The following is a 26,045-nucleotide window of genomic DNA, read 5'->3' as shown; positions in this document are numbered from 1 at the left end:
TTGTGTAATAGCCGATCTCGTGAGAGACAATTTTTATGAAGCAGATACGGTCTTTACTCAACGTTTGTGGTATACTCCTGCTGGCAGGTGTCTTGTTGATGGCGTATCGGCCTCAACAAGCTACTCCTGTCCGCCCACCCAACATCATCTACCTCTACGCCGATGATCTGGGCTATGCCGAACTGGGGTGTTATGGACAGCAGAAAATCCGAACACCGAATCTGGATCAGCTAGCCCGCGAAGGCATGCGATTTACGCAGCATTACACCAGTATGCCCGTCTGTGCGCCCGCCCGCTGTATGCTCCTGACGGGCAAACACGGTGGTCATTCCTACATTCGGGGAAATTACGAAATGGGTGGTTTTGCCGATTCGCTGGAGGGTGGGCAGATGCCGTTGTATCCGGGGGCATTTACCATCGGTCGGATGTTGCAACAGTCGGGATACAAAACGGCCTGCATTGGTAAATGGGGACTAGGAATGGCCAACACGACCGGCAATCCGAATGAACAGGGCTTCGACTATTTCTACGGCTATCTGGATCAGAAACAGGCCCATAATTATTACCCGACGCATCTCTGGGAAAACGGAAAACCTGATCGCCTGAACAACCCCGTCATTGACGTACACCGGAAATTAACCCCCGAAACGGCCACCCCCGAAGCGTTCGCGTATTATCGGGGCAATGAGTACGCCATTGATAAACTGGCTCAGAAAGCGCAAAACTTTATCCGGCAAAATAAGAACGGTCCGTTTTTCCTGTATCTGCCATTCACGGTACCTCACGCGTCGTTGCAGGCACCCGAAGCGGCTGTGAATGAATACGTTGGTAAGTTTGAGGATAAGCCGTATCTGGGTCAGCAGAGTTACGCGTCAACACCCTATCCACGCGCGACCTATGCCGCCATGATTACCTACATGGATACGAAAATAGGACAGATCATGCAGTTGTTGAAAGACCTAAAGCTGGACGACAATACGCTGGTCATGTTTTCGAGTGATAACGGTACAACATTCAACGGTGGGGTAGAGGCTGCTTATTTCAACAGTGTCGGGAATTTGCGGGGACTGAAAATGGACGTGTATGAAGGTGGCATTCGCGAACCCATGCTGGCCCGATGGCCCGGAAAAATAAAGGCGAGCCAGGTGACAGCCCATGTTTCGGTCCAATACGATTTGCTGGCAACGCTGGCCGATCTGGTTGGCTACAAACAGCCGTTCGCTACCGATGGCATTTCGTTTCTACCAACCTTGCTTGGTCAATCGGCTCGTCAGAAACAACATCCATTTTTGTATTGGGAATACCCTGAGAAGGGCGGACAACTAGCGATTCGGATAGGCAACTGGAAAGCTGTAAAGACTAATTTGCGAAAAAACCGGACGGCCCCCTGGGAATTATACGATCTGTCCCGCGATGGTAGTGAAACAACCAATATAGCTGCCCAGCATCCCGATCTGTTGCGTCAGTTTGATGCTATTGTTGCCAGAGAACACAGACCAACGCACGTTAACGAGTGGGAAATTATCAACCCGAAATTGTGAGGTATCAGCCCACTGCTTTAGCTGTGGGAAGAATCGAAAATAATGTATTGTATTAATAACCGTTGAAACGGTTAGAGCTAAATTTGAATAACCCCTAACCTCAAACCCACAGCTAAAGCAGTGGGCTGCATTCTAACTAAAATTACCCTCTATGAATTTACTTCCCCGACGTTTGTCTCACTTCCTACTTAGCACCTTCGCGTTGATTGGCGTAGGTTTATTGATCAGTGCCTGGGTCGAAAAACCAGCCCCGGCTCCGCCTAATGTCGTTCTGTTTTTTATGGACGATATGGGTTATGGCGACTTATCCGTAACCGGGGCGCTGGACTATACCACGCCAAATTTGGATCGCATGGCCGCCGAAGGGTCACGATTCTCCAACTTTCTGGTGGCTCAGGCGGTTTGTAGCGCATCGCGGGCGGCCTTGTTGACGGGTTGCTATCCAAACCGGCTGGGCATTTCCGGCGCCTTAGGGCCCAATTCACCGATTGGTCTGAACCCGAATGAAGAAACCCTGGCCGATCTGCTTAAAGAGCGGGGATATGCTACGGGTATTTTTGGAAAATGGCACCTGGGCGACCGGAAGCAGTTTTTGCCGCTTCAACAGGGCTTCGATGAGTATTATGGCGTACCCTATTCGCACGATATGTGGCCGCTTCATCCCGCACAGGCGCAGGCACACTATCCTCCCCTGAACTGGATCGAAGGCAACGAGCCTAAAGAAGAGATCAAAGACCTGAACGACGCCAGCAAAATCACCTCAACGGTGACCGAAAAGGCGCTTTCCTTCATCCGGCGACATAAAAATGCGCCCTTCTTTCTGTACGTGCCGCATCCGCTGCCGCACGTACCACTGGCGGCTTCGGACAAGTTCAAAGGGAAAACGGCTCGTGGGATTTTTGGCGATGTACTGACCGAGCTGGACTGGTCGGTCGGGCAGATTCTGGGCGAATTGAAAAAGCAGAACCTGGATAAAAACACGCTGGTTATTTTCATCAGCGACAACGGCCCCTGGCTCAACTATGGCGATCATGCGGGTTCGTCGGGTGGCTTCCGCGAAGGGAAAGGAACGTCGTTTGAAGGTGGCCACCGGGTCCCTTGTCTGGTTCGCTGGCCGGGTGTGGTACCGGCAGGCCGGGTATGCAATAAACTCCTAACTACCCTGGATATTCTGCCGACCGTAACCAAGCTCTGCGGTGCCCGATTGCCCAAAAATCGCATTGATGGTGTCGATTGGATTGCCCTGCTCAAAGGTGATGAGTCCGTCACTCCTCGCGATAAGTTTTATTACTATTACCGTAAAAACAGCCTGGAAGCCGTTCGGGAAGGCGATTGGAAACTGGTGTTAGCGCATCCGGGCCGTACCTACGAAGGGTTCTTGCCAGGGCAGAACGGCAAACCGGGCCCTAGTACCGAAACCCACGAATTCCCGGCTGGTTTGTACGATCTTCGTCGTGATCCGGGTGAGCGATACGACGTTCGGGAGCAACATCCCGAGATTGTCGCCAAACTGGAAAAAATCGCCGAAGAAGCTCGCGCCGATCTGGGCGACGACATTCAGAAGCGGGCCGGTACCAACGTCCGTGAACCCGGCCGGATCGCGCAATAACTGCCTCGACATCGTATTATTTATAAATCTTGCCTAACTGCTTTGGAGTACTGAGGCTTATGCTCAGAGTCCGTAAGTGGTTAGGCAATTTTATTTTTCAATAATTTTTGCACAATCCTGAGTATTATTTGAATTATCGCCCCTATTAACCAGCGTATCCACCCGGAATCATCCATCAGACTACTCAATAAATTACGGATAACGAGGAACGATTATGCTGAAGCCCGACCTGAGTCATATCGCACAGCGGACCTGGGAGCGAACCGACGAAACCGTACTCTGGCAACAGTTCCGGGAGGGGCAGGAAGCGGCTTTTCAAGGGTTGGTTCAGCATTTTTATCGAGAACTGCACTTCTATGGCGGCCGCTTTACCCGCGATTCCGATCTGCTCAAAGACTGCCTGCAAGACCTGTTTCTGGACTTGTGGACCTACCGACACAAGATTGTACAGACGCCCTACATCCGCCCCTATCTCTACAAATCGCTCCGGCGTAAGATCCACCGGGAAGTGATGCGCCATTCGGCGGTCGTGAGTGAAGAGACGATGCCGTTTGATGACGTAAGTTCGGAGGAAATAACGGCCGAACAGGCACTGATCCATACCGAATTGTCGGAGTACCAGACCGCTCGGCTCAATACACTATTAGCACAGCTATCGGATCGGCAACGGGAGGCCATTCACCTGAAATTCTATGCAGAGTTGTCGAACGAGGAGATTGCCGATATACTGGCCGTCAATAAGCAGTCGGTCGCAAATTTGTTGCATCGGGGACTGACTCGCCTGCGGGAAAGCTGGCCGTCGCTGCTCTCGATGCTGGTGGGCTGGCTGCTGCACGAATCGTTCACAAAATAAAGACGATGTGCTGAGTATCATCCCGAAAAATGTCCCTATTAACAACCGAAACGGCTGACTCCCACACAATATGAAAGCTTATCAACAGTATACCGTCGAAGACTTTCTGACTGATAGCTGGTTTCTGGCCTGGGTAAAACACAATCAGCCTGAAGCCCGTCAGTTCTGGGAGCAGTGGCAGCAGCAGCATCCCGACCGGCGCGATACCTTGCTTTTGGCTAAAGACATGGCCGAAGCCCTCAAACATCGTCCGCATAATCTTTCGGCTGAGCAGGAGCAACTGGAGGTAGAACAGATCGTGAAACTGACCCGGCATGTACCTATACAGGCTAACCGGACGGTTCAGCGAAGTCTCTGGAACCGATACCAATGGCTGGCTGCCGCTATGGTGTTGCTCATACTGAGCGCTGGCGGGTGGTTTCTGGTCAATCGCGGTGAAACCAACTCGACAACCTTGTCCTCTAATCCATACAAGGTCGATGAGCCTACCACGGATAAGTGGGTAAATCAGGTCAATGGCACCTCGCAACCCGTACAGCTTTCCTTGCCCGATGGGAGCCAGTTGACCCTGATGGCCCATAGTCAGGCTTCTTATCCACACACCTTTGATGCGGATAAACGGGAGGTCTACCTGAAAGGCGATGCTTTGTTTTCGGTCGTTCACGAAGGGAAACGCCCGTTTCTGGTCTATAGCGGAACACTGGTAACACGCGTGCTAGGTACCCGGTTCCGGGTGCAGGCCCGGCCGGGCGAGACCCGTATGATGGTGTCCGTTCTGTCGGGCAAAGTGTCGGTGATGAATCAGAAAGACTGGGCTTCGGCCCGATCGTCTCCAAATGTGCCGAAGGCAGGCGTTGTCCTGACGGCTAATCAGCAGGTGACGTACGATGCCAGCCAGGGGAGTTACCAGAAAGAGTTGGTAGCGAAACCGACCCTGCTTCCCACGACATCCGAAACACCGGAAACGTTTACGTTCGACGATACCCCAGCGACAGCAGTTTTTGAGCGGTTAAAGAAAGCGTATGGCGTTGAGATTATTTACGATGAGTCGGCGCTGCGGCATTGCACCCTAACGGCATCCCTGGCGGGCGTTTCGCTCTACGACCAACTCCAGTTGTTGTGTGCCTCCATCGGTGCGTCGTACGAAGTGGTGGATGCCCGCATCATTATTACCAGCAAAGGCTGTTGAAAAGGAAATGTATAATGGACAATGCATAATGGACAATGGACAATGCATAATGCTCAATGAGTGAGTCTCTGGTGGTAACACATTATACATTATTCATTGCCCATTATGCATTAAAAAAAGCCCGCTATGCTGCAACATAACGGGCGCACTTGACCGATCTGGCGGCTATTTCGGGCCACCGCCGACCGGTATAGCTACTCCTTTGCCCGGAATAACTAGACCTACCCCCAAGTTATGTACAAGTTTACAAATCACGAAACGATTCGGATGCTTATGCGAATCTCGCTACTCCAATTGTTGCTTACGGTATGGCTGGTCAACGGCGTTCTGGCAGCGAATGCCCAGGAACTCCTCGATCAGCGAGTCAGTATCCGGCTGGATAACAACACGTTCCGACAGGCTCTGCAAACGCTGGAAAAAACCGCGCATATCAAGTTCGTCTACAGTCGGCAGATTGTCCAGATCGACCGGAAAGTATCGCTGGCGGCTACGGACGAAAAACTGGCCGACATTCTGGAACGGCTGTTAAAACCCCTGCAACTGCGGTACGTGGTGACGGGCAGTCAGATTGCCATTGTGCCCGGCCCGTCGGCCGATGATGTGGGCGATACGGGTCCATCGCAGGCGCATCTGGAAGCTGCCGACAGAACCATCACGGGCACTGTGAAAACTGAAACGGGAGAAGGTCTACCGGGTGTCAGCGTGGTGATTAAGAATACGACACGCGGAACCACTACGGACGCGGAAGGGCGCTACCGACTTTCTATTCCTGACAATGAATCCGGTGCTGTGCTGGTGTTCTCCTTTGTGGGTTACCAGAATCAGGAAATAACCATTGGCAATCAGACCAACATCAATCTTCAACTGAAACCTGATGATAAATCGCTGAATGAGGTGGTCGTGGTCGGTTATGGTACGGTCAAGAAAAGTGATTTGACGGGTTCGGTGGCCAGAATTGACGAAGGGGTCATCAAAGCAACGCCCATCGTTGCGCTTGACCGAGCCATGCAGGGCCGGATAGCAGGTGTACAGGTGACCTCTAATTCGGCTGCACCGGGTGGCTCGACAACCATCCGAATTAGGGGTACAGGGTCCGTTAATGCGGGAAATGACCCGTTGTACGTGATCGACGGATTTCCTACAGGCGACCTTAACTCAATCAACCCTAATGATATTGAGTCGATTGAAATCCTGAAAGATGCTTCGGCCACCGCTATTTATGGGTCGAGAGGGTCGAATGGCGTGGTACTGGTAACAACCAAGCGGGGTAAGGCTGGTCAGTCGACTATTAATTTTGAAACGTATTATGGCGTTCAATCCGTCCGCCGTAAAATCCCGTTGCTGAATGCGCGGGAGTATGCTTCGTTCATTAACGAAGCCCGAATCAATGGGGGAGCAACCGCTTATTTCGATGGGTCTACGGCGGCCCGCCCGCTACCCGAATCGCTGGGCGAAGGGACTGACTGGCAGGATGAGATTTTTCGGACGGCTCCTATTCAAAATTACCAGTTATCCTTTACGGGAGGTGAGTCCAAAACCCGGTACGCTATCTCCGGGAACTATTACAATCAGCAGGGGATCATACAGAATTCGTACTTCAAACGGTTTTCCTTACGCGCTAACCTGGACCGGGAAGTAAAGCCTTGGCTAACCATTGGCCTGTCGATGCAGGGAGCACATACCCGCTCGAACAGTAGCCGAACCGATAGCTATGACGGCGGGGCCGCCGGTGGCGTTACCAATGCTGCCCTGAACTATGCGCCGGTTTTCCCTATTTATACGTCGCCGGGGATTTATTACCGCGATCAAAGTACGCTGAACGGGAGTCTAGTCGACAACCCCGTGGGACTGGCTAAAGAAGTGACGAACCTATATTATACACTTCGGCTGTTGACTAATTTTTATGCCGATTTCAAAATAGGGCAGCATCTTACCTTTCGTACTACCTGGGGGGCTGATTTACTGGCCGGTAAACGAAATGCCTACGCTACCCGCCTTATTCAACTGGGAGCCACCACCAACGGATCGGCTTCGGTGGAGAGTTCATTGAATATCAATTATCTGAACGAGAATACACTGACCTATGCCCGGACCTTTGCCACAAAACACAATCTGACGGCATTACTGGGCTATACGTCTCAAGCGTACAACTTCGAAAGAGTAACGGCCAACGCCATTAATTTTAACGACGATTTTGCACTGTACAACAATCTGGGAGCCGGAGCTACGTTGCAAAATCCAGCGTCGGCCGCTGCCGACTGGGCACTGGTTTCATATCTGGCCCGGATCAATTACGGCTTCGATAGCCGGTTTTTAGTCACCCTGACTGCTCGTCGGGATGGATCGTCGCGGTTTGGTCCCAATAATAAGTATGGCTTCTTTCCGTCGGGTGCTTTGGCCTGGCGAGTGATTAACGAGAAGTTTTTACAAAGCCAGAAGTCAATAACCGATCTGAAATTGCGCCTGAGCTATGGCGTAGCGGGTAACCAAAGCATCCCAGATTATTCGTACCTGTCGAATATTTCCATTACCCAGGGCATATTGGGCGGTGCTACACCAACTATTCAGTCGGGTGGTGTGCCCGCTACGATCAGTAATTCAGTCGGGTGGTGTGCCCGCTACGATCAGTAATTATGATTTACGATGGGAGAAAAATACGCAGTTCGATGCAGGTCTGGATATCAGTGTGCTCAACAACCGAATCCGATTGACGGCTGACTATTACCAGAAAATAACCTCCGATTTATTGTTCTCGGTCAACGTCCCGCAAACCACGGGTTACAGCTCCATTCTACAGAACATTGGCAAGGTATCCAATGAGGGGTGGGAATTTGCGCTCTCGACCGTGAATGTCGACACGAAGGATTTTAAATGGAACAGCGATTTTAATATCTCCTTCAACCAGAATAAAATACGGACGCTGGACGGTCGGCCAGAGTTTACAGGGGGAACTGGAAGTGGCCACCTGCAAGTGTTTAATACCGCTTTACTGAAAGTGGGTGAGCCGCTGGGGAATTTCTACGGACGCGTCACCGAAGGCCTTTTTCAGACGCAGGAAGAAGTAAACGCATCCGCTCAGAAAACCGCAAAACCCGGCGATTTGAAATACAAAGACCTGAATGGCGATGGTGTGATCAATGATCTGGACCGCACCATCATTGGGAATGGCTATCCTAAATTCTTTGGCGGATTCAACAATACGTTTTCATACAAAGGCGTCGACCTGAGCATCTTTTTGCAGGGCAGTTCAGGCAATAGTATTCTGAATTTCGGGCGCTTCGGTTTGTATAACCTGAATGGTAACAACAACCAGTCGAAAGATGTGCTGAACCGCTGGACGCCCACCAATACGGCCACCGATATTCCCAGAGCTAATTCGGCAGGTGGGCAGCGTATTTTGTCCACCTTTCACGTCGAAGATGGGTCCTATCTGCGTCTGAAAACTGTTACGCTGGGCTACACGCTACCGCAGACCGTGTCGAAAAAACTGGCGCTTCAGCAGGTGAAAATCTACGTAACGGCCCAAAACTGGCTGACGTTCACCAGTTACAAAGGCTACGATCCCGAGGTTAATTTTTCGCCTGAAGCGCCCATTAGTCAGGGTATCGACTATGGAAGTTACCCGACAGCGAAGACCTTTCTGGCTGGCCTAAACGTGAAATTCTAACCGCTAACCTCCGACATTCCGTGAAAAAATATAATATCATTTCCGTATTCCTGATCCTGATCGGCTGTGTCCCTGATCTCGATCTAGCGTCTAAAAGCAATGTTTCGGTTGGAACCTATTACCAGACTCCTTCCGACGCCAAAGCCGCTGTGGTGTCCATGTACAGCATGCTTCGCTCGATGTACCGGGACGAGGTGCTGATGACACCCAACGTGGTGGCCGCCGACGATGGTATCCCGTTTCTGACGGGCAATGCCGACCGGGTGGCTTTGTGGAATTATAACCTGGTGCCGACCAATACGTTTTCGGGGGCTATCTGGCAACAGGCCTACCAGGCTATTCAACGCTCGAACATCATCATCAGCCGGATTCCGCCAATTGCCATGGATGAGACGATCAAACAAGGGTACGTTGGCGAAGCTAAATTCCTGCGGGCCATGCACTACTTTACGCTGGTCCAATGCTTTGGCGGAGTGCCCCTTGTGCTGAAGGAAACAACCGGTCTGGCGGATGCAACGATCGCTCGTGCTTCCAAAGATGAGGTGTACAAACAGATTGAAACAGATTTGAAAGAAGCTGAAGCCGCATTGCCTAAAATCTATACTGGTGCTGATGTAGGCAAAGCAACTCAGGGAGCCGCTAAAGGACTTCTGGCCAAAGTATACCTGACCTGGGCAGGAACCGATGCCGCTTCGCCCTATTGGGCGCTATCGGCTGCTAAGGCAAAAGAGGTTATGGATTTGGGCCTGTATAACCTGTGGGATACTTATTCGGATGCGTTCAGCCTGTCCAGCCGGGGCGGAAAGGAGTCGTTGTTCGAGGTGCTTTATATTACCGATCTGGCCGGAAATAACTTTACAACAGGCTATGCTCCTCGGGGAGCACCCATCGTTCCGGGAAATGGAAGTGGTATTTTCCGGGTTAGCCCCAGTCTGTTCAATAGCTACACGGCAGATGATAAACGGAAGCCGGTCACGTTTCTGACGTCTTTTGTGCATCCGACTACCAAAGTTGCTACCCCTTTATCGGTGACGGACCCTGATCCGGCCAAAGGTGTTTCGTTCTGGAAGCTGGCGGACCTGACGTCTACCGTTGCGGGCAATGGGGGGAAAAGTGCCCCGATCCTTCGGTTTTCGGAGGTGTTGTTGATCTATGCCGAAGCCCTCAATGAAGCAGGCAAAGGGCCTAACGCGCCAGCGTATGAAGCCGTCAATAAAGTGCGCGCCCGCGCCGGACTTGCCCCCCTTTCGGGATTGACCTATCAGGCGTTTAAAGAAGCGGTATGGCTGGAGCGCAGGCTCGAACTCTGTTTTGAAGGGCAGCGCTGGTTCGATCTGGTTCGTACGGGCAGGCTGCTGAGTGCGGTGAAGGCCGAAACCAGCTTTGGCCGGGCTACGACCATACAGCCCTATCATGTGTTGATGCCGATTCCGCAACGTGAAATTGACGCCAATCCTGCCTTAAAACAGAACGAAGGTTATTAAGTACATTGTCATTTCTAGTCAGGCATTGTCAAAAATTGTCATTGATTGTACGTGCTTAATTGTCAATAGGTTAACAATAAATATCCGTCAATGTCTATACCTGACAACTAATGACTACCTACTTAAATGCGGTCTAAACTCCTAAATCCTTAAGCAATCACGCAGAATTAGCTTCAATCATTTTTATCTGGTGTGACCCCGATGGGGTCAGATGTTTATAGAAAGACTATGGTGGCTATAAACCTTCGACCCCATCGGGGTCGCACAAAACATACCTCACTTTAATTCTGCGTGATTACTTAGGGATTTAAGCCTTCTGTTACACATTTTTTAGTTTTACTCCCAACGTAATGATTATCAGAAAACAACTCATATTTCTTTTTTTACTTCTTTCCTGGAAGGGGCTAGCCCAGCAAAAAACCTACGACGTGCTTGTGTACGGCGGTACTCCGGCTGGCGTTATGGCGGCTATTCAGGTTGCCCGGCTGGGGCAAACCGTGGCCTTACTGGAGCCGGGTCGGCATCTGGGCGGCATGATGGTGGAAGGACTCGGGGGAACCGATATCGACAATCATCAGGAGTTTCAGAATAGCCCGGCGGTAGGTGGACTCGCGCTTGAGTTTTACCGACGAATTGCCAAAGCCTACGGACGAGCCGATGAATTTGAGCAAGTTCTCCAGAAGGGTATTAAAAAACCTGACATCTGGCGATTTGAGCCACATGTAGCCGAACGGGTCATTCTCGATTGGGTCGCTTCGTATCCAATTAAGGTTTTCTATGGAAGTCGGTTGCTGGAACGAAATGATGCGGTTCTCAAAAAGGGAACGGCAATTCAGCAGATCAAACTAGAGAATGGGCAAACGTACCGGGCAAAAATGTTTATCGATGCCACCATTGAAGGCGATTTGCTGCATGCTGCCGGAGTCAGTACCGTTATTGGCCGAGAATCGAATGCTCAGTATGGGGAGGCCAAAAATGGCATTCAGGCTGTTACGGAACATGCTCAGTTTTTGGTTAAGGTCGATCCATATCGGGTTGTGGGTGATCCGGCTAGTGGCCTGATTCCGACCATACAGGATGAACCGCTCGGAACGCCCGGTGCCGGTGATCAGCACCTACAGGCGTATTGTTTTCGCATGTGCCTGACCAAGAACCCGACGAACCGAATCCCATTTGCAAAACCAGATGCCTATCAGCTTGACCAGTACGAAATCTACCTGCGTTATCTGAAAGCAGGTGGTAAACTCTACAGGCCAAGAGTCGACATTCCGAACGGCAAAACGGATTTGGGAGCCTGGCACGATCTGTCGCATAATCTGTATGGCCTGAACATGGCCTATCCGGGCGGAAATTATGCAACCCGACAAGCTGTGCTTACCCAGCATAAGCAGTTCACCCAGGGGTTATTTTATTTTCTGGCGAATGATGAGGAAGTGGGAAGGCTGGCCCCTGATTTGCAAAACGAATGGGCCTCATGGGGGCTTAGCAAAGACGAGTTTACCGATAACGATGGCTGGCCCCGTCAATTCTACGTGCGTGATGCCCGGCGAATGGTTTCCGACTATGTGATTACGGAGCACCATGTCCGAAAAGGCAACCCACCGGCCGTTCCTGACCCGGTTGCCGTTGCGTATTGGCCACCCGATATACATAGCGTTCGCCGAATCGTGAAAGATGGGTATGCGTATAACGAGGGATCTGTATTTAGAGACAACACCTGGCAACCGTTTGGTATTTCGTATCGGGCACTGGTGCCGAAAGTATCGGAGTGTACGAATTTGTTAACGGCTTCGTGCCCATCGTCGAGCCACATTGCCTACGGAGCCATACGGATCGAATTTACCTTCATGGCAATGGGTCAAGCTTGTGGTGATGCTGCTGTGCTGGCGAATCAGAAACGAACGACGGTTCAGCAGGTTGATTATGCTGAATTGAAAAAGAAACTTCAGGAACAACAGCAGGTTTTAACGCTTAAATTCTGAAAACAGGATGCATAAACGGATGGAACACGGATCATTATGATTTACACAAACCTTAATAAATCATAACCGAGACGTCGGCCCGGCATCATAATGATCCGTGTTCCATTGATAGGTTGGTTTGGTAAATTCCCGGTGGATGTCTGCCGGGAAATTTATTTTATAGAGGTTACTCGACTATTTGGCTGGTTTTTGTGAAAATCAGAGAAAAATTTTCACAAAAAAGTTATTTTCGACTAAGGGTAAACGCCAGCATTCGTGTCATTCGCGTACTTGACCGGCAACCTTATGACCGAACCAGAAGGATATCAGCGCTTCGATTCAGGTGATGTACCCCGCCCCCTGCGTGCGGGCAGTCACGCAACGGCCGTTGTGGATAACGAGTATTTTATCAGAGCGGCCTTCGCCGAATCGTCGGAAAAAGGGTTTGAAGCCCTATTTCGGCTTTATTACAATCCGCTTTGCAGCCACGCCTTACGGTTTGTATATACCCGTGAGGTGGCCGAAGATATTGTCAGTGAGGTATTTTACCAGCTCTGGAAAACCGATGCCCATAGTTCCGTACAGTTTACGTATCGCACGTATCTCTATGCCGCTGTGCGCCATCGGGCCTATAACTACCTGCGCGACGAACTGACGGGCAACCGTACGCCCGCATCGATTGACGAGATGGAGTATGCTGGAGCAGAGGAGTCGCCCCAGGCGCTGATCGAATATGATGAAACCTTTCAGCGGCTGGAGAAAGTCATCAAGGAGTTGCCATCTCAATGCCAGCGTGTGTTTCTGATGAGCCGGTTCGAAAACCAGAAGAATCTGGAGATTGCTACCGAACTGGGTATTGCCCTGAAAACTGTAGAAGCCCATTTGTCGCGGGCCTTGTCTCAAATCCGGCGGGCCATCCTGACGATGGTTTGCCTACTTTTTGTCGGGTTACACTAAGGGTAAATTAACCACACTGTGTCATTCCCCAAACCCCTTTGTTATGGAAGAACTTGTGAATAAAACGCTCGTTTTCGACTATTTCGCTGGAAAAGTAAGTCCACTCCAGAAAAAATCAATTGAGCACTGGCTAGCACAACCCGGCAATCAGGATATCTACTACCAGTGGTTGCATGAGTGGGAGCTTACCAACCTCCAACTGACCACTAACTGGCAGAATGCTTTTCAGACAACACGTCAACGTATAGGTGCTACCGTTCGGGTAGCTGGCCCGTTTGAAGATGTACCCGTTCGGTGGTGGGACAACCGACGGATGGGCGTTTGGGTAGCGGCTGCTTCTGTGCTCCTGATCCTGGGTATTGGCAACTGGCTGGCTGGCGACGTCATTCGGTACAAAACCATCGAAACCGGCTTTGGCGAAACCAAACACTGCCAGTTGCCCGACGGGTCGGTTGTAGAGTTGAACGCCAATTCCCGCATCCGTTTTCCCCGCTTTGGCTTTGGTTCCGAAAGTCGTATTCCACTCCTATCCGTCGGAACGGCTGGGCGACAGGTGGAACTAATCGGTGAGGCCGATTTCTCGGTGCGGCATCTGCCGAATCACCAGCGCTTTGTCGTTCTGACGCCGAAAGGCTTGGCCGTGAATGTATTGGGTACGCAGTTTACAGTCTTTAGCCGGGAGCGTCGCACGCAGGTCGTATTGCGGTCGGGAAAAGTGGCCCTAACCTTGCCGAAACAATCGAATGAACCCGCCTTGATTATGAAACCCGGTGATCTGGTCACGCTCGATGCGCAGGGCAAACTGGCGTTGAAGCAAACCCTGCATCCTGAAAATGCATCGTCGTGGAAGCAACACCGCTTTACGTTCGAGACCACATCGCTGCGGGAGATTGCCCAGACCCTGCACGATAACTATGGCCTGACTGTCAATATAGAAGGCGAAGAACTGGCCAATCGAACCATTTCGGGGGCGTTTCCGGCGCAGGATGCCAATGAACTGATCAAACTGGTGGCTGATCTGCTCCAGATCAACTACCACCGCGATAACAACGACGTAACCTTTACGAATTAACTCCTAACCTTTTACTTACTCACATGCAACACGCTCTCCGTTCGTCAGTGGCTTTGCTCATTAGCTTATTGCTGAATGGCTACCCCGGAGAAGCACAGGTGATGGCTGCCAATTGGGCTACACAAAAGCCCGTTCAGTCCTCCATGACCGCTTCGCAGACGCTTCAGCTCCGGGACGTACTCAACCAGTTTAAGGCGCGTTATCACGTCGATATTTTATTTGAAGACAAACTCATCAACGATCAGACGGTACTGTCCTCGATGGTCGATCCGGCGGCTTCACTGGAAAAAAATCTGGATACGATCCTGCGCCCGCAAGGACTACGATTTAAGAAAGTGAAAAGTGGTGTGTACATGGTGATTGGCGAAAAAAAGCCGGGAAAGTCGCCAATGGCTGACGCTCGTGCGGAAACGCCGATGCTGAATGCGCAGACCTCCACAACCCCCCAACTCGTTGACAATGCGTCAGCGTCTACACTGCCAATCGAAAAGGCAGTGGCTCCGGTAGTTGTCGAAAGAACCATTTCGGGAATCGTCAAAAGCGAAACGGGTGATGGCCTTCCGGGGGTAAGCGTGGTTGTCAAAAATACGACCCGTGGTACCACTACCGATGCCGACGGAAAATATCGGTTGAATGTACCCGATGGGGCCGCTACGCTGGTGTTCTCCTTTGTAGGCTATCAGAATCAGGAGGTCAGCATCGGCAGCCGAAGTACTATCGATTTACAAATGATACCCGACGATAAGTCGCTGGACGAAGTGGTGGTTGTGGGTTATGGAACCGTGAAGAAAAGTGACCTGACGGGATCGCTGGCTCAGGTGAAGGCCAAAGACCTGAATGCCTATCCAGCTACAAATGTGCTACAGGCGTTGTCGGGTCGGGCGGCTGGGGTGCAGGTGTTGCAAAATACGGGGGCTCCCGGCGGTAGTGTCAGCGTGCGCATTCGCGGCACCAACTCGATTCAGGGCAGTAACGAGCCGTTATATGTAGTGGATGGTTTCCCGCTGTCGGGCAGCAATCCGACGGTATTGAACAATGCCGATATTGAAAACATCGAGATCCTGAAAGATGCCTCGGCGACCGCTATTTATGGCTCTCGGGGAGCAAACGGCGTGGTCCTCATCACGACCAAACGGGGAAAGTCGGGTAAGGCCACGGTCGATTTTGAAGCCAGCTATAGCTCGCAAACCCTGCGCAAAAAGCTGGATATGATGAACGCCAAAGAATACGCGACATTCTACAACGAACAGGCGGCCAACGATGGGTTGAAACCCTATTTCACCCAGGACCAGATCAACGCGTTTGGACAGGGTACCGACTGGCAGAATCTGGTTTATCAGACGGCCCCCATGAAAACGGCGTCGTTGAACATTAGCGGGGGAAACGAAAAAACGCAGTTTTCGCTGTCGGGAAGTGTGTTCAGTCAGGACGGAATCATTCGTGGCAGCGACTACAACCGCTACTCTATACGGACTAATATCAACCATGCGCTTAGTAAAAAACTGTCGGTCAACTTTGCCAGTACGTTAACCAAAATCACGACAAATGCCCAGAATAGCCAGGGTAGCAACCGGGGCGGGTCGCTCATTGCGGGAGCCATATCGGCACCGCCCGTATTAGGTCCTTACAAAGTCGACGGTTCTTACGAAGTGTTTGGGACAACCTACGCATTTGTTAATACCCAGCTACGGAACCCGATCAATATACTGAACGAACAGAGCAGCCTGACCAAAGGTAACCGGGTACTGACCAATGCCGCGTTTATCTACAGTCCCATTCCTGAACTGACCATCAAAATTTCGGGTGGTATCGAAAATTCCGACGATCGGACCGACTCTTACACAACAACGAACTATTTCGGATCAACGGGCAATGCCGGGGTAAGCACCACCCAACTGACCAGTCTGTTGAATGAGAATACCATTAGCTACAGCAAGACCATCCGACAAAAGCACAGCATATCGGCCGTCGCCGGGTTTACTTATCAGGATTTTCTGACGACGACATTGAGCGGCAGTGGGGCCAATTACATCAGCAATTCCAGCCAGACGTCTGACTTGGGAGCCGCCGGAACTCCCGGCATTCCGGCATCGGGCTACTCTAAATCGGTACTGTTGTCGTATCTGGGCCGGGTCAACTATGCATTCGATAGCAAATACCTGGCAACGATTAGCTTTCGGGCCGATGGTTCGTCCAAGTACAGCGACGGCAGCAAGTGGGGTTACTTTCCATCGGGTGCATTGGCGTGGCGGATTTCGAACGAAGAGTTTTTGAAGAACAGCAACCTGGTCTCGGATCTGAAACTGCGGGCCAGTTGGGGCCTCACGGGTAGCCAGGCGATCAATGCCTATGCGACGCTGAATCAACTATATTCGGGGAAAACCATCTTTGGCGATGCGCTTTATACGGCCTACTCGCCCGGTACGAATCTGCCCGGCAATCTGAAATGGGAAACTACCGAGCAAAAGGACATCGGCATCGACCTGGGTATCCTCCAAAACCGCATCCTGATCACGGCAGACTACTACATCAAAAACACCCGCGATCTGCTGAATACCGTACAACTGCCGTCGTCTTTAGGGTTTACGACCACCATTCAGAACGTTGGCGAGGTGCAGAACAAAGGGCTTGAGCTGGGGATCAATGCCAATATATTGACGGGGGCGTTCAAGTGGAATGTGAACACGAACGTGGCGCTGAACCGAAACAAGGTGGTGAAATTGTATGGTGGGCAGGACATTCTGGGTGCTTTTGTCGATATATCGGCCATCACTGATACCCGGAATATTCTTCGGGAAGGCCAGCCGATGGGCATGTTCTGGGGGTATATTGAAGACGGCTACGACGATAAAGGCAAAATAAAATACAAGGATATGGATGGCGACGGGACCATTACCGTTCGCGACAAAACCTTTATCGGAAATCCAAATCCGAAATTCATCTACGGGTTCAACTCCAGCATGTCGTACAAAAACTTCGACCTCACCATCTTTTTGCAGGGCACGCAGGGCAACGACATTTTCAATACCAGTGCGATCAACAACACAGTCGATTATGGCTATGGGCTCAATATGCCGCGTGAAGTATTTCTGAATCACTGGACACCTACCAACACCAACGCCAAGTACCCGCTCATCAGTAGCACTACGCGCGTGAATGTCTCGAATCGATTTGTGGAAAACGGCTCCTACTTACGGCTGAAAAACATTCAGTTAGCGTATAATCTGCCCGTTCAGAAATGGGGAGCAACCTGGATGCGGTCGATGCAGGTGTATGCCAGCGGCCAAAATCTGCTAACGTTTACGAACTACTCCTGGTGGGACCCCGAAGTGAACTCCAGTGGCGGTTCCAACTCCATTGCCCAGGGCTTCGATCAATACAGCTACCCCACCGCCAAGTCCATCACCTTCGGCCTGCGAGCTGGGTTTTAATTGCCAATGATTGAATGATAGAATGATTGAATTGTTGAATGGGATTTTCAAATCGCCCGCAATTCGATCATTCGATCATTCAGCAATTCAATCATTCAGAATTATGAAAAAACTCCTATTCCTCCTCTCCACGCTCTTTCTGGCATCCTGTGAGGATGTGTTGAAGGAAGCGCCTAAATCGCTGGCGGTAGAGACGTTCTACAATACGCTGGCCGAAGTACAGGCAGCCGTCAATGCCATTTACACGCCTTTGCGCGATAGTAATACCAGTGGTATGGGCGTCTATATCGCCGTGCTGGAAGGTCATGCCGATTATGGTCTTGGCCGGGGCAGCTATGCCATTCTGAATAATTTTGCGGGATTGGACAACGTCAACGTCAGTCGGGTATCGGGTGCGTGGTCGGCTTTCTATCTGAGTATCCGCAATGCGAATCTGGTTATTAAAAATGCCCCTAATGGGAAAACCATCAGTCAGGCCGATATCGCCAAATCGGTGGCTGAGGCCAAGTTCCTGCGGGCATTCAGCTACTTCCATCTGGTGCGTAACTGGGGCGGTGTGCCCATCCGAACGGAAACCAACATGGCTGACATTACGGCAAAACGAAACACCGTCGATGAAGTGTATACGCTCATTCTGGCGGATCTGCAGGCAGCCGAAACCGGCCTGCCCGAACAGGTGACGGACATTGGTCGGCCCACAAAATGGGCTGCCAAAACCATGCTGGCCGATGTGTATCTGCAACTTGGCAAATTTGCCGAGGCCCGCGATAAAGCTGATGAAGTCATAAAAGCCAATAAATTCGCATTGGTTCAGGTCGCTACGGTCGATGATTTTCAGAAGCTATTCGGGCCGGATGTCATCACGACCAGCGAGGAGATTTTTTCGCTGAAGTTCTCGCATCAACCCGGTCAGGGCAACCTGTTTCCGACACTGACCAATCACCCTGGAACCAAGCTATTGGGCGGTGGCGGTGGTGTATTTGGTCTGTACAACGATAGTAGCTTACCTGCCTACAGCAACTGGGATAACGCCGACCTTCGGAAAACACTCTGGTATCCGTGGAATATCGGCGTTGGGGCTACTTCCTTGCTCAGTAAGAAATACATCGACCCCAATTCGCTCGAATTTGCCGGAGCCGCCAACGATGTAAGCTGGTATCGCTACGCCGATCTATTGCTGATTTATGCCGAAGCGGCCAGTCAGGCTGCGAATGGCCCCACAGCAGCCGCGATGGAAGCCCTCAATCAGGTGCATCGCCGGGCGTATGGCAAGCCGTCGGGTACCCCATCCTCCGTCGATTTCAAGCTTTCCGATTATAGTACAGCGGCTGCGTTCCTGAATCTATTGGTAAAAGAGCGGGGCTATGAATTTCAGTATGAAGGCAAACGCTGGCTCGAACTCAAACGTACGGGTAAAGCCGCCGAAATCATTCTGGCTGCTAAAGGCAAAACCATCGCTCAGAAACATTACCTGTGGCCCATTCCGGTGTCGGAAGTAAGCTACAATACCGCCATCGATCCGGTAAAAGACCAAAATCCAGGGTATTAACTGTCAATTTAATGAATAATGGATAATGCAAAATGGATAATTATTGACCTGTGAGTTCATTGTCCATTTTACATTATTCATTATCCATTCCAACATCTTTCATCATGGAATCAACGGAAAATCAAAATCGCCTATCGGCCATGTTCAGCCTGAACCGCCGGAAATTTATTCAGTCGACGCTTGCGGGAGCAGGGGCTGCTACCTTGCCTATACTGGCATCGGAGGCTGAAGCCGCATCGAAAACGGCTGATGAGTTTAAGGAGCCCGCCCGCAATGTGCCGATCAAAGGCGAATTCGACGTCGTGGTGTGCGGAGCTGGGCCTGCGGGTGTATCGGCCGCTATTACGGCCGCTCGTGCGGGTGCCAAAACCCAGTTGATCGAAGTGCATGGCTGTTTGGGGGGCGTCTGGACGGCTGGGTTGCTAACCTACATTTTTGACTTCGACAAGCCGGGCCTGACGAAAGAAATCAAGGCGAAACTCGATGAGCGAAACGCCCGTCGCAACAAAATCGCCGATCAGTTTGTGTACCACCCCGACGAAATGAAGGTGTTGCTGGAAGAGATGTGTATCGAAGCGGGCGTAAAGTTTCGGTTGCTCACCCGCGTGTCGTCCGCTTACAAAGACAAAAAACAGCTTACAACCATCGTGACTGATTCCAAGTCGGGTCGGGAAGCGTGGAAAGCGAAAGTGTTCATCGATGCTACAGGCGATGGCGACGTAGGCGCTCAGGCAGGCAACAGTTGGGAAATCGGTCACGGTGGTGATACCTGTCCCTGTCAGCCACTGACACTCAACACGTTGGCCGTTGTTCGTGATCCGGCGGCTCTGAAACAGTTCATTTCGTTCTATACTAACGATGGCGACAAAAAAAACTGGCATGTTCCGGCCGTGGAAGCGTTCAAAAAAGAAATTGCCCGAGCGGGTATTACACCTTCGTATGGTATGCCCACGCTCTTCCTGATTCGGGATAATCTGGTTATGATTATGGTCAACCATGAATACAATATCAAGGCCTTCGACGCTGATGAGATTACCGAAGCCACGGTGCAGGCCAGAGCCGAAGTATACAACATTGTGCGGGGGCTGAACAAACTCGGTGGCCCCTGGGAAGGCATGCAGATTGTGGCAACTCCCGAGCAGATTGGTATTCGCGACGGTCGCCGGATTCATGGTCGCTATACGGTTACCAAAGAGGATCTGGTGATTGGCGCTCGTCATGACGATGCGGTGGTTCGGCCAACCTTTGGCGTCGACATTCACGCGGCCGACCGGAAAACCAATGAGGTTGAAACCATTGGCCGGGGAGGCATTAAAATGATTCCGTACGATATTCCACTACGGGCGCTGATTGCCAAAGATGTGGATGGGCTCATGATGGCCGGGCGTTGCATCAGTGGCGACTTTGTGGCTCATGCCAGCTATCGCGTAACGGGCAATGCCGTTGCCATGGGCGAAGCGGCTGGAGCTGTGGCTTCCATTGCGGCTAAAACGAATAAACTACCGAATGAAGTAGCCTGGAGTGATGCCGCGCAACTGTTGGCCAAACTGGGTATGCGGGCTTAAGTTTACTAGCAGGCTATTCGTGGCTAATCCCACTAGCAATCATAGATAGACCAATTGAAGATTTTGTCATCCCGACCGGTCCGCCGGTGCATCAGGAGGGATCTCATGTTTCCTATCGTGATGTCAGCTACTCTTAGCTGACACGTGAGGTTTCTCAAAACCAAACGGATCGAATTAGGTTTTGAGAAACCTCGCATGTCGGTTAAAGTAACCAACACCACGGATAGACAGCATATAATTCGTTAAAGCATAAAGCTGTTGAAAACCATAGTCTTCTTCCTACTGGCTCTGGCTGCCAGGGCTGAAGTTAGCCTACCGTCTATTCTGGAATCGAATATGGTATTGCAGCAACAGACGGATGTCGCTATCTGGGGCTGGGGCAGTCCGCCGGAGAATATCACCGTCACGGCCAGTTGGGACAACCGGCCAGTAAGCGTAACCTGTACTGAAGATGCCACCTGGAAAGTCCGATTGCGAACACCAGCCGCTGGTGGTCCGTATACGATTATCATTGCGGGGAGTTCTACCATCCAACTTACTAATATCCTGATTGGCGAAGTCTGGCTTTGTTCCGGTCAGTCGAACATGGGGCTGAGTGCGGCAGGGGGTGTTAAAGATGCGCAGGCTGAGTTGCCGCAAGCGTTTAACCCGGCCATTCGGCTGTTTAAAATGGCGAAACGTTCGGCTCCTGTGCCTCAGGACGATGTAAAAGGGCGGTGGCAAATTTGCGATTCGGTAAGTCTGAAAGCCTTCAGTGCAGTTGGGTATTTCTTCGGCAGGAAATTACAAACAACGCTGAATGTCCCGATTGGCCTGATCGATATGTCGTGGGGGGCCACGAAGATCGAATCCTGGATGCCCGAAGCGCTGGCTACGCTTTATCCCGAAACGCGCCACTCGATCCAGAGGATGCCCAAAAACCAATGGGCACCTGCCAAAGCCGGTTGGTTATACAATGGCATGGTTGCCCCTATTACGTCTTTTGCACTGGCTGGGGTGATCTGGTATCAGGGCGAGTCGAACCGGCATTATGCGCCAGCGTATTACCGGCTCATGCACCTGCTGGTCGAGGGTTGGCGTGGACTCTGGCAGGCCGAATTACCGTTTTATTACGTACAACTGGCTCCGTATCGGTACGGGGGTACATTTGAAACGCCACTGCTTCGGGAGGCCCAGACCAACGCTATGGATATACCCAAAACGGGTATGGTTGTTACGACAGATCTGGTTGATAATCTGGGCGATGTGCATCCAGTCTATAAGGAAGAGGTTGGTAATCGGCTGGCAAATTGGGCGTTAGCCGAAACATATAAACAGCCGGTAAAGGCCTACAAAAGTCCGCAATATCGGTCAATGCAGATACGGGGTTCGACAATCCGGCTTTCGTTCGATCATGCGCCTGACGGGTTAATGGCTACAGGGAAAGAGCTAACGGAATTTGACATTGCCAGTGCCGATCAGGTGTTTGTCAAAGCGAGTGCCCGGATTGTTGGTAATGAGGTTGAGGTTTGGGTCGAGAGCGTTAAAAATCCCGTGGCTGTCCGATTTGCCTTTCGGGATGCGCCCGAACCTAATCTGTTCAGCAAAGAGGGGTTACCCGTCATCCCGTTTCGGACCGATAATTGGGATTTAGGTTTGATCAAATTTTGATCGATCAGAAGTTTTCAGAAATAGGTAGGTTTTGTAAATCCCCGGTGGCTATCTGCCGGGAGATTTATAGTTTTGAGATGGCAGAAAAAGGTTAAGGCTGTTACAGACATTGCTTATTTCTTTTAGCCCACAGATTGATCTGTGGGCTAAAAGATGAAGAAGGTATTCGGTGGAATCGTTTTAACGATTTGCAGACGGAACATAATCGAGCGTAGCTTCCTCATCAAACACTGTTGCCAGATGGTCTGGTGTAGGTTTGCGCTGCACTGTTAACTGACTTACCAGCACATAGGCCACAAATGAAGCCAGAAACGCCGGAAATACTTCATGAATGTCGCCCAGACTTTCGTAACGGGTTCGGACGCCAAACCGCCAGACGATATTGACCACGATACCCGCCAGCATGGAAGCAATGGCACCCAAATCGGTTCCCCAACGGAAATACAACCCGCCAAAAATGGTTGGGAAAAAGCTGGCTACGTAGACCGAGCCCGCAAAGGCCGACAGTTCAACGACATCGGCAGGCGGGAAGATGGTGAAGTAGTACACAATGATGCAATACAGCAGCATCACTACCTTGGTACGGGGAATGATCTTCTCCACCGGCATTGGTTGCCAGACATTCCAGATGTCTTTCACGAGAGTTGTCCCCACCACCAGCGTGACCGACGCCAGTGCCGCCATCCCAGCCGCAAATAATCCCATCAGGCAAATACCACTGATCAATGGGTTGTTGAATTTCTTGAGCATAAAACCCACCACTTCGTCGGTATTGTTGATGAGTTGAGCCGCTTCGTCGCTACTTACCATGCCGTGTACCAATGCGCCCAGACCCATGACGCATACGAGCGAAACACCCATAAAAATGGGCGTCCAGGTCATGGCGAACTTCATTCCGGCCTTGTCTTTCACGGTATAAAACCGAATCAATAGCTTAGGCTCGGAGATTTGCTTCATGCCAATCGACAGGCCAATACCCACGATGTACGTAAATGAAGTGAGCTGCCCAAACGTCACCAGCCCATTGCCAATCGGTGTGCCTTTCTTGGATACATGATCGACGACCGCAATTTTAGCCATTAGTGCATCATACCCACCGACGTAGATGAACGGCAACGACAGCATAATGAGCGCCACAATAAACATCAGAATACCCTGAACGGCGTCGGTCCACATGATGCCATACATCCCTCCCGCAATGGTGTAAAAACAGGTAAAGAAGAGCATAAACGCAGCTCCATAGGCGTAGGGAATATCCAGCAGCGACTGAAGCAGGTGGGCACAGCCTTTCGCAATACCCGTCATGTACCAGACGGTTGCAAATAGAATGATCACGGCCGACAGCACCCGGATACTTCGGGAAAGCTGACTCTGGTAGCGTAATTGAAAATAGTCTGGTACCGTGAACGACTTGAGCCGGATACTCTGATTCCGCATGCGAGGGCCTAAAATCTGCCACGAAATAATGCAGAACACCGCCCAAAAAACACCCACCCAGGTCCAGGAAAGGCCGTACCGAAACGATTCGCCCGCCTGACCAATGTAGGTATTGGTGCTGACAAAGGTTGAAAAAAAGGCCAGTGATACCACCCAGCCCGGTATCTGGCGATTGGCTACGTAGTATTCGCCCACGGTTTTGCTGGCCTGTCGCTGTAAGTACCAGCCAAACGTAATCAGTGAAATCAGGTAAACTACCATGCAAAGCAGCACCGTAGCATGTTCGGAGAAGTAGGTCATAGACTAATGGATAATGAAAAATGGGTAATGGATAATGGTATGGATTCCACTGAAATTCAGTAGGAGTTATTCATTTTACATTATTCATTGTCCATTTTTCGTTTCTTCATCTCTGATGTCGATGTTCATGAACTGCACAGCAATGGCGTTCAGAATCATGATTATGATAATGAACCAATAAGGGAAAGCGGTTAGGAAATCCATCGGTTAGAAAATTTGTTTTAAGTCGTTCTTGGTCACTTTGCCCATGGCATTACGCGGAAGTTCGGCAACAATCCGGTAGTGGCGGGGTACTTTGTAGGCAGGCATCCGTGTGCGCATCCATTGATTCAGATCGGTGAGGTCAACGGGTTCTTTTACAACCAGAACAGCGCCCACGATTTCGCCCCATTCTTCATCGGGCAATCCGATAACACCGCAGTCGCCGATGGCCGGATGAGTTCGCAATACCTCTTCAATTTCAAGCGCTGATAACTTGTAGCCGCCCGATTTGATAATGTCGACCGAGCTACGGCCCAGAATCTTATAGCTGCCTTCATCAAGCTCAGCTACATCACCCGTACGGAACCAGCCGTCAGCCGTAAACGCATCTTGAGTTGCCTGTGGACGTTGCCAGTATTCGCGGAACACCGTTGCTCCTTTTACCTGAATTTCGCCGGGCTGGCCATCGGCTACCGGATTATTTTCTTCATCTACCAGTCGAACGCCAACGCCCGGTAGTGGCTGGCCAATATGTCCCGGTACGCGTTTGCCCCGGTATGGATTACTAATTGCCATGCCTATTTCGGTCATTCCGTAGCGTTCGAGCAGAACATGCCCACTGACCCGTTCCCATTTTTCCATAACCGTCACCGGCAATGCTGCCGATCCCGACACCATCAGCCGGAACGAGCGCATGGTTTCCGTTAAAGCTTTTTGTTCTTCGGCAGGTAAGGTTTCCCAGTGAGCAATCAGTTTAAAGTAAATGGTCGGCACGGCCATAAACAGGTTGATAGCACCCTGCTGAAAGGCGTTAAATACGGCCGTTGCCGAAAATTCCGGCAGAAACTCACAGCAGGCTCCCGCCCAGAGCGCACAGCCAATCACATTGACGATGCCATGCACATGATGCAACGGTAGTACGCAAAGAATATGATCGGTCGGTTGCCATTCCCAGGCCTCGATAAGGGTAGACATCTGTGCTTCCAGATTGGCATGGGTAGTGACTACACCTTTAGGCAGGTTGGTCGTGCCACTGGTGTACAGAATCATCGCCCCCCGCTTCGGATCAATATCGGGCAGTTCAACAGACGAATAAGCTTCAGGCTGATCCAGTTCGATGAACCGCAGATTCCGGGCTTCGATGAGTGGGCGGAGAATAGCAACGTATCGGGCTGAGGCCACAACGATGCTGGCACCGGTATCATCCAGTACGTACTGTAAAGAAGCGGGTGGATAGGTGATACAAAGCGGAACCGCGATTCCTCCGGCACGCCAGATGCTCCATTGTACCCGCACATAGTCGTAGCCGGGTTCTACCATAAACGCCACACGCGTTTCAGCCAGGTCCGATTGACCGTTAAGCAGTTGCTGCCCAAACTGTGCTGAATCGTCCAGTAACTGCGTGTAGGTATATGTTTGGCCGTTTGCTAGTATGGCCGTATTGGTCAAATGACGGTGAGCCTGTTGAATAAGATTAATCATAGAGTCCAAAGTTATCCTAATAAAATCAAAAACAGTCTACTGGCTGTCACGCTGGACAAAATCTGGAAATTTGCGGATAACTAAATCGGTTTTAGTA

Annotated in this window: 16 protein-coding genes; 14 read left to right on the top strand and 2 right to left on the bottom strand. The window is 51.0% G+C overall.

Annotation, left to right across the window (positions count from 1 at the left end):
• Positions 1-35: 35 nt before the first annotated feature.
• The 14 genes from ACYVFD_RS18965 to ACYVFD_RS18900 all read left to right on the top strand — a co-directional run bounded on the left by ACYVFD_RS18965 (position 36) and on the right by ACYVFD_RS18900 (position 22,528).
• Entirely contained in the window at positions 36-1,541 is a 1,506-nt protein-coding gene (locus ACYVFD_RS18965) for an arylsulfatase (RefSeq protein ID WP_461091992.1), read from the top strand.
• A gap of 151 nt (positions 1,542-1,692) precedes the next feature.
• Positions 1,693-3,150 (top strand): sulfatase family protein, encoded by a 1,458-nt coding sequence (locus ACYVFD_RS18960; protein WP_461091991.1) that lies wholly within the window; start codon positions 1,693-1,695, stop codon positions 3,148-3,150.
• 214 nt (positions 3,151-3,364) lie between these two features.
• Positions 3,365-4,003: an RNA polymerase sigma factor gene (locus ACYVFD_RS18955; RefSeq protein WP_461091989.1), complete on the top strand. Its 639-nt coding sequence runs from the start codon at positions 3,365-3,367 to the stop codon at positions 4,001-4,003.
• Positions 4,004-4,073: 70 nt separating this feature from the next.
• The gene (locus ACYVFD_RS18950; protein WP_461091988.1) at positions 4,074-5,192 is read left to right on the top strand and encodes a FecR family protein; all 1,119 of its coding nucleotides are present in this window, start codon (positions 4,074-4,076) and stop codon (positions 5,190-5,192) included.
• A 234-nt stretch (positions 5,193-5,426) separates the two neighbouring features.
• Positions 5,427-7,823, top strand: coding sequence for a SusC/RagA family TonB-linked outer membrane protein (locus ACYVFD_RS18945; RefSeq protein ID WP_461091987.1), 2,397 nt, complete (start codon positions 5,427-5,429; stop codon positions 7,821-7,823).
• Positions 7,741-8,859 (top strand): TonB-dependent receptor domain-containing protein, encoded by a 1,119-nt coding sequence (locus ACYVFD_RS18940; RefSeq protein ID WP_461091986.1) that lies wholly within the window; start codon positions 7,741-7,743, stop codon positions 8,857-8,859. The genes ACYVFD_RS18945 and ACYVFD_RS18940 overlap by 83 nt, the downstream gene beginning before the upstream one ends.
• Before the next feature lie 20 nt (positions 8,860-8,879).
• The gene (locus tag ACYVFD_RS18935; protein WP_461091985.1) at positions 8,880-10,343 is read left to right on the top strand and encodes a RagB/SusD family nutrient uptake outer membrane protein; all 1,464 of its coding nucleotides are present in this window, start codon (positions 8,880-8,882) and stop codon (positions 10,341-10,343) included.
• Between the two features lie 350 nt (positions 10,344-10,693).
• Entirely contained in the window at positions 10,694-12,325 is a 1,632-nt protein-coding gene (locus tag ACYVFD_RS18930) for an FAD-dependent oxidoreductase (RefSeq protein WP_461091984.1), read from the top strand.
• A 285-nt stretch (positions 12,326-12,610) separates the two neighbouring features.
• Positions 12,611-13,261: an RNA polymerase sigma-70 factor gene (locus ACYVFD_RS18925; protein ID WP_461091983.1), complete on the top strand. Its 651-nt coding sequence runs from the start codon at positions 12,611-12,613 to the stop codon at positions 13,259-13,261.
• A 43-nt stretch (positions 13,262-13,304) separates the two neighbouring features.
• Positions 13,305-14,333 carry a FecR family protein gene (locus ACYVFD_RS18920; RefSeq protein ID WP_461091982.1) on the top strand — a complete coding sequence of 343 codons (1,029 nt, stop codon included), beginning with the start codon at positions 13,305-13,307 and terminating at the stop codon, positions 14,331-14,333.
• A 23-nt stretch (positions 14,334-14,356) separates the two neighbouring features.
• On the top strand, positions 14,357-17,764 hold the full coding sequence (locus ACYVFD_RS18915; RefSeq protein WP_461091981.1) for a SusC/RagA family TonB-linked outer membrane protein: 3,408 nt from the start codon (positions 14,357-14,359) through the stop codon (positions 17,762-17,764).
• 103 nt (positions 17,765-17,867) lie between these two features.
• Positions 17,868-19,313 (top strand): RagB/SusD family nutrient uptake outer membrane protein, encoded by a 1,446-nt coding sequence (locus ACYVFD_RS18910; RefSeq protein WP_461091980.1) that lies wholly within the window; start codon positions 17,868-17,870, stop codon positions 19,311-19,313.
• A gap of 104 nt (positions 19,314-19,417) precedes the next feature.
• Positions 19,418-20,878 (top strand): FAD-dependent oxidoreductase, encoded by a 1,461-nt coding sequence (locus tag ACYVFD_RS18905; RefSeq protein WP_461091979.1) that lies wholly within the window; start codon positions 19,418-19,420, stop codon positions 20,876-20,878.
• Positions 20,879-21,136: 258 nt separating this feature from the next.
• Positions 21,137-22,528, top strand: coding sequence for a sialate O-acetylesterase (locus ACYVFD_RS18900; protein WP_461091978.1), 1,392 nt, complete (start codon positions 21,137-21,139; stop codon positions 22,526-22,528).
• Positions 22,529-22,708: 180 nt separating this feature from the next.
• Here the strand turns inward: ACYVFD_RS18900 and ACYVFD_RS18895 are convergent, their stop codons facing one another.
• The gene (locus tag ACYVFD_RS18895) at positions 22,709-24,265 is read right to left on the bottom strand and encodes a sodium:solute symporter family protein (RefSeq protein ID WP_461091977.1); all 1,557 of its coding nucleotides are present in this window, start codon (positions 24,263-24,265) and stop codon (positions 22,709-22,711) included.
• 207 nt (positions 24,266-24,472) lie between these two features.
• On the bottom strand, positions 24,473-25,948 hold the full coding sequence (locus ACYVFD_RS18890) for an acyl-CoA synthetase (RefSeq protein WP_461091976.1): 1,476 nt from the start codon (positions 25,946-25,948) through the stop codon (positions 24,473-24,475).
• Positions 25,949-26,045 lie beyond the last annotated feature (97 nt).

The organism is Spirosoma gilvum (genome assembly GCF_054776815.1).
This window is presented reverse-complemented; position numbering and strand designations above follow the sequence as displayed.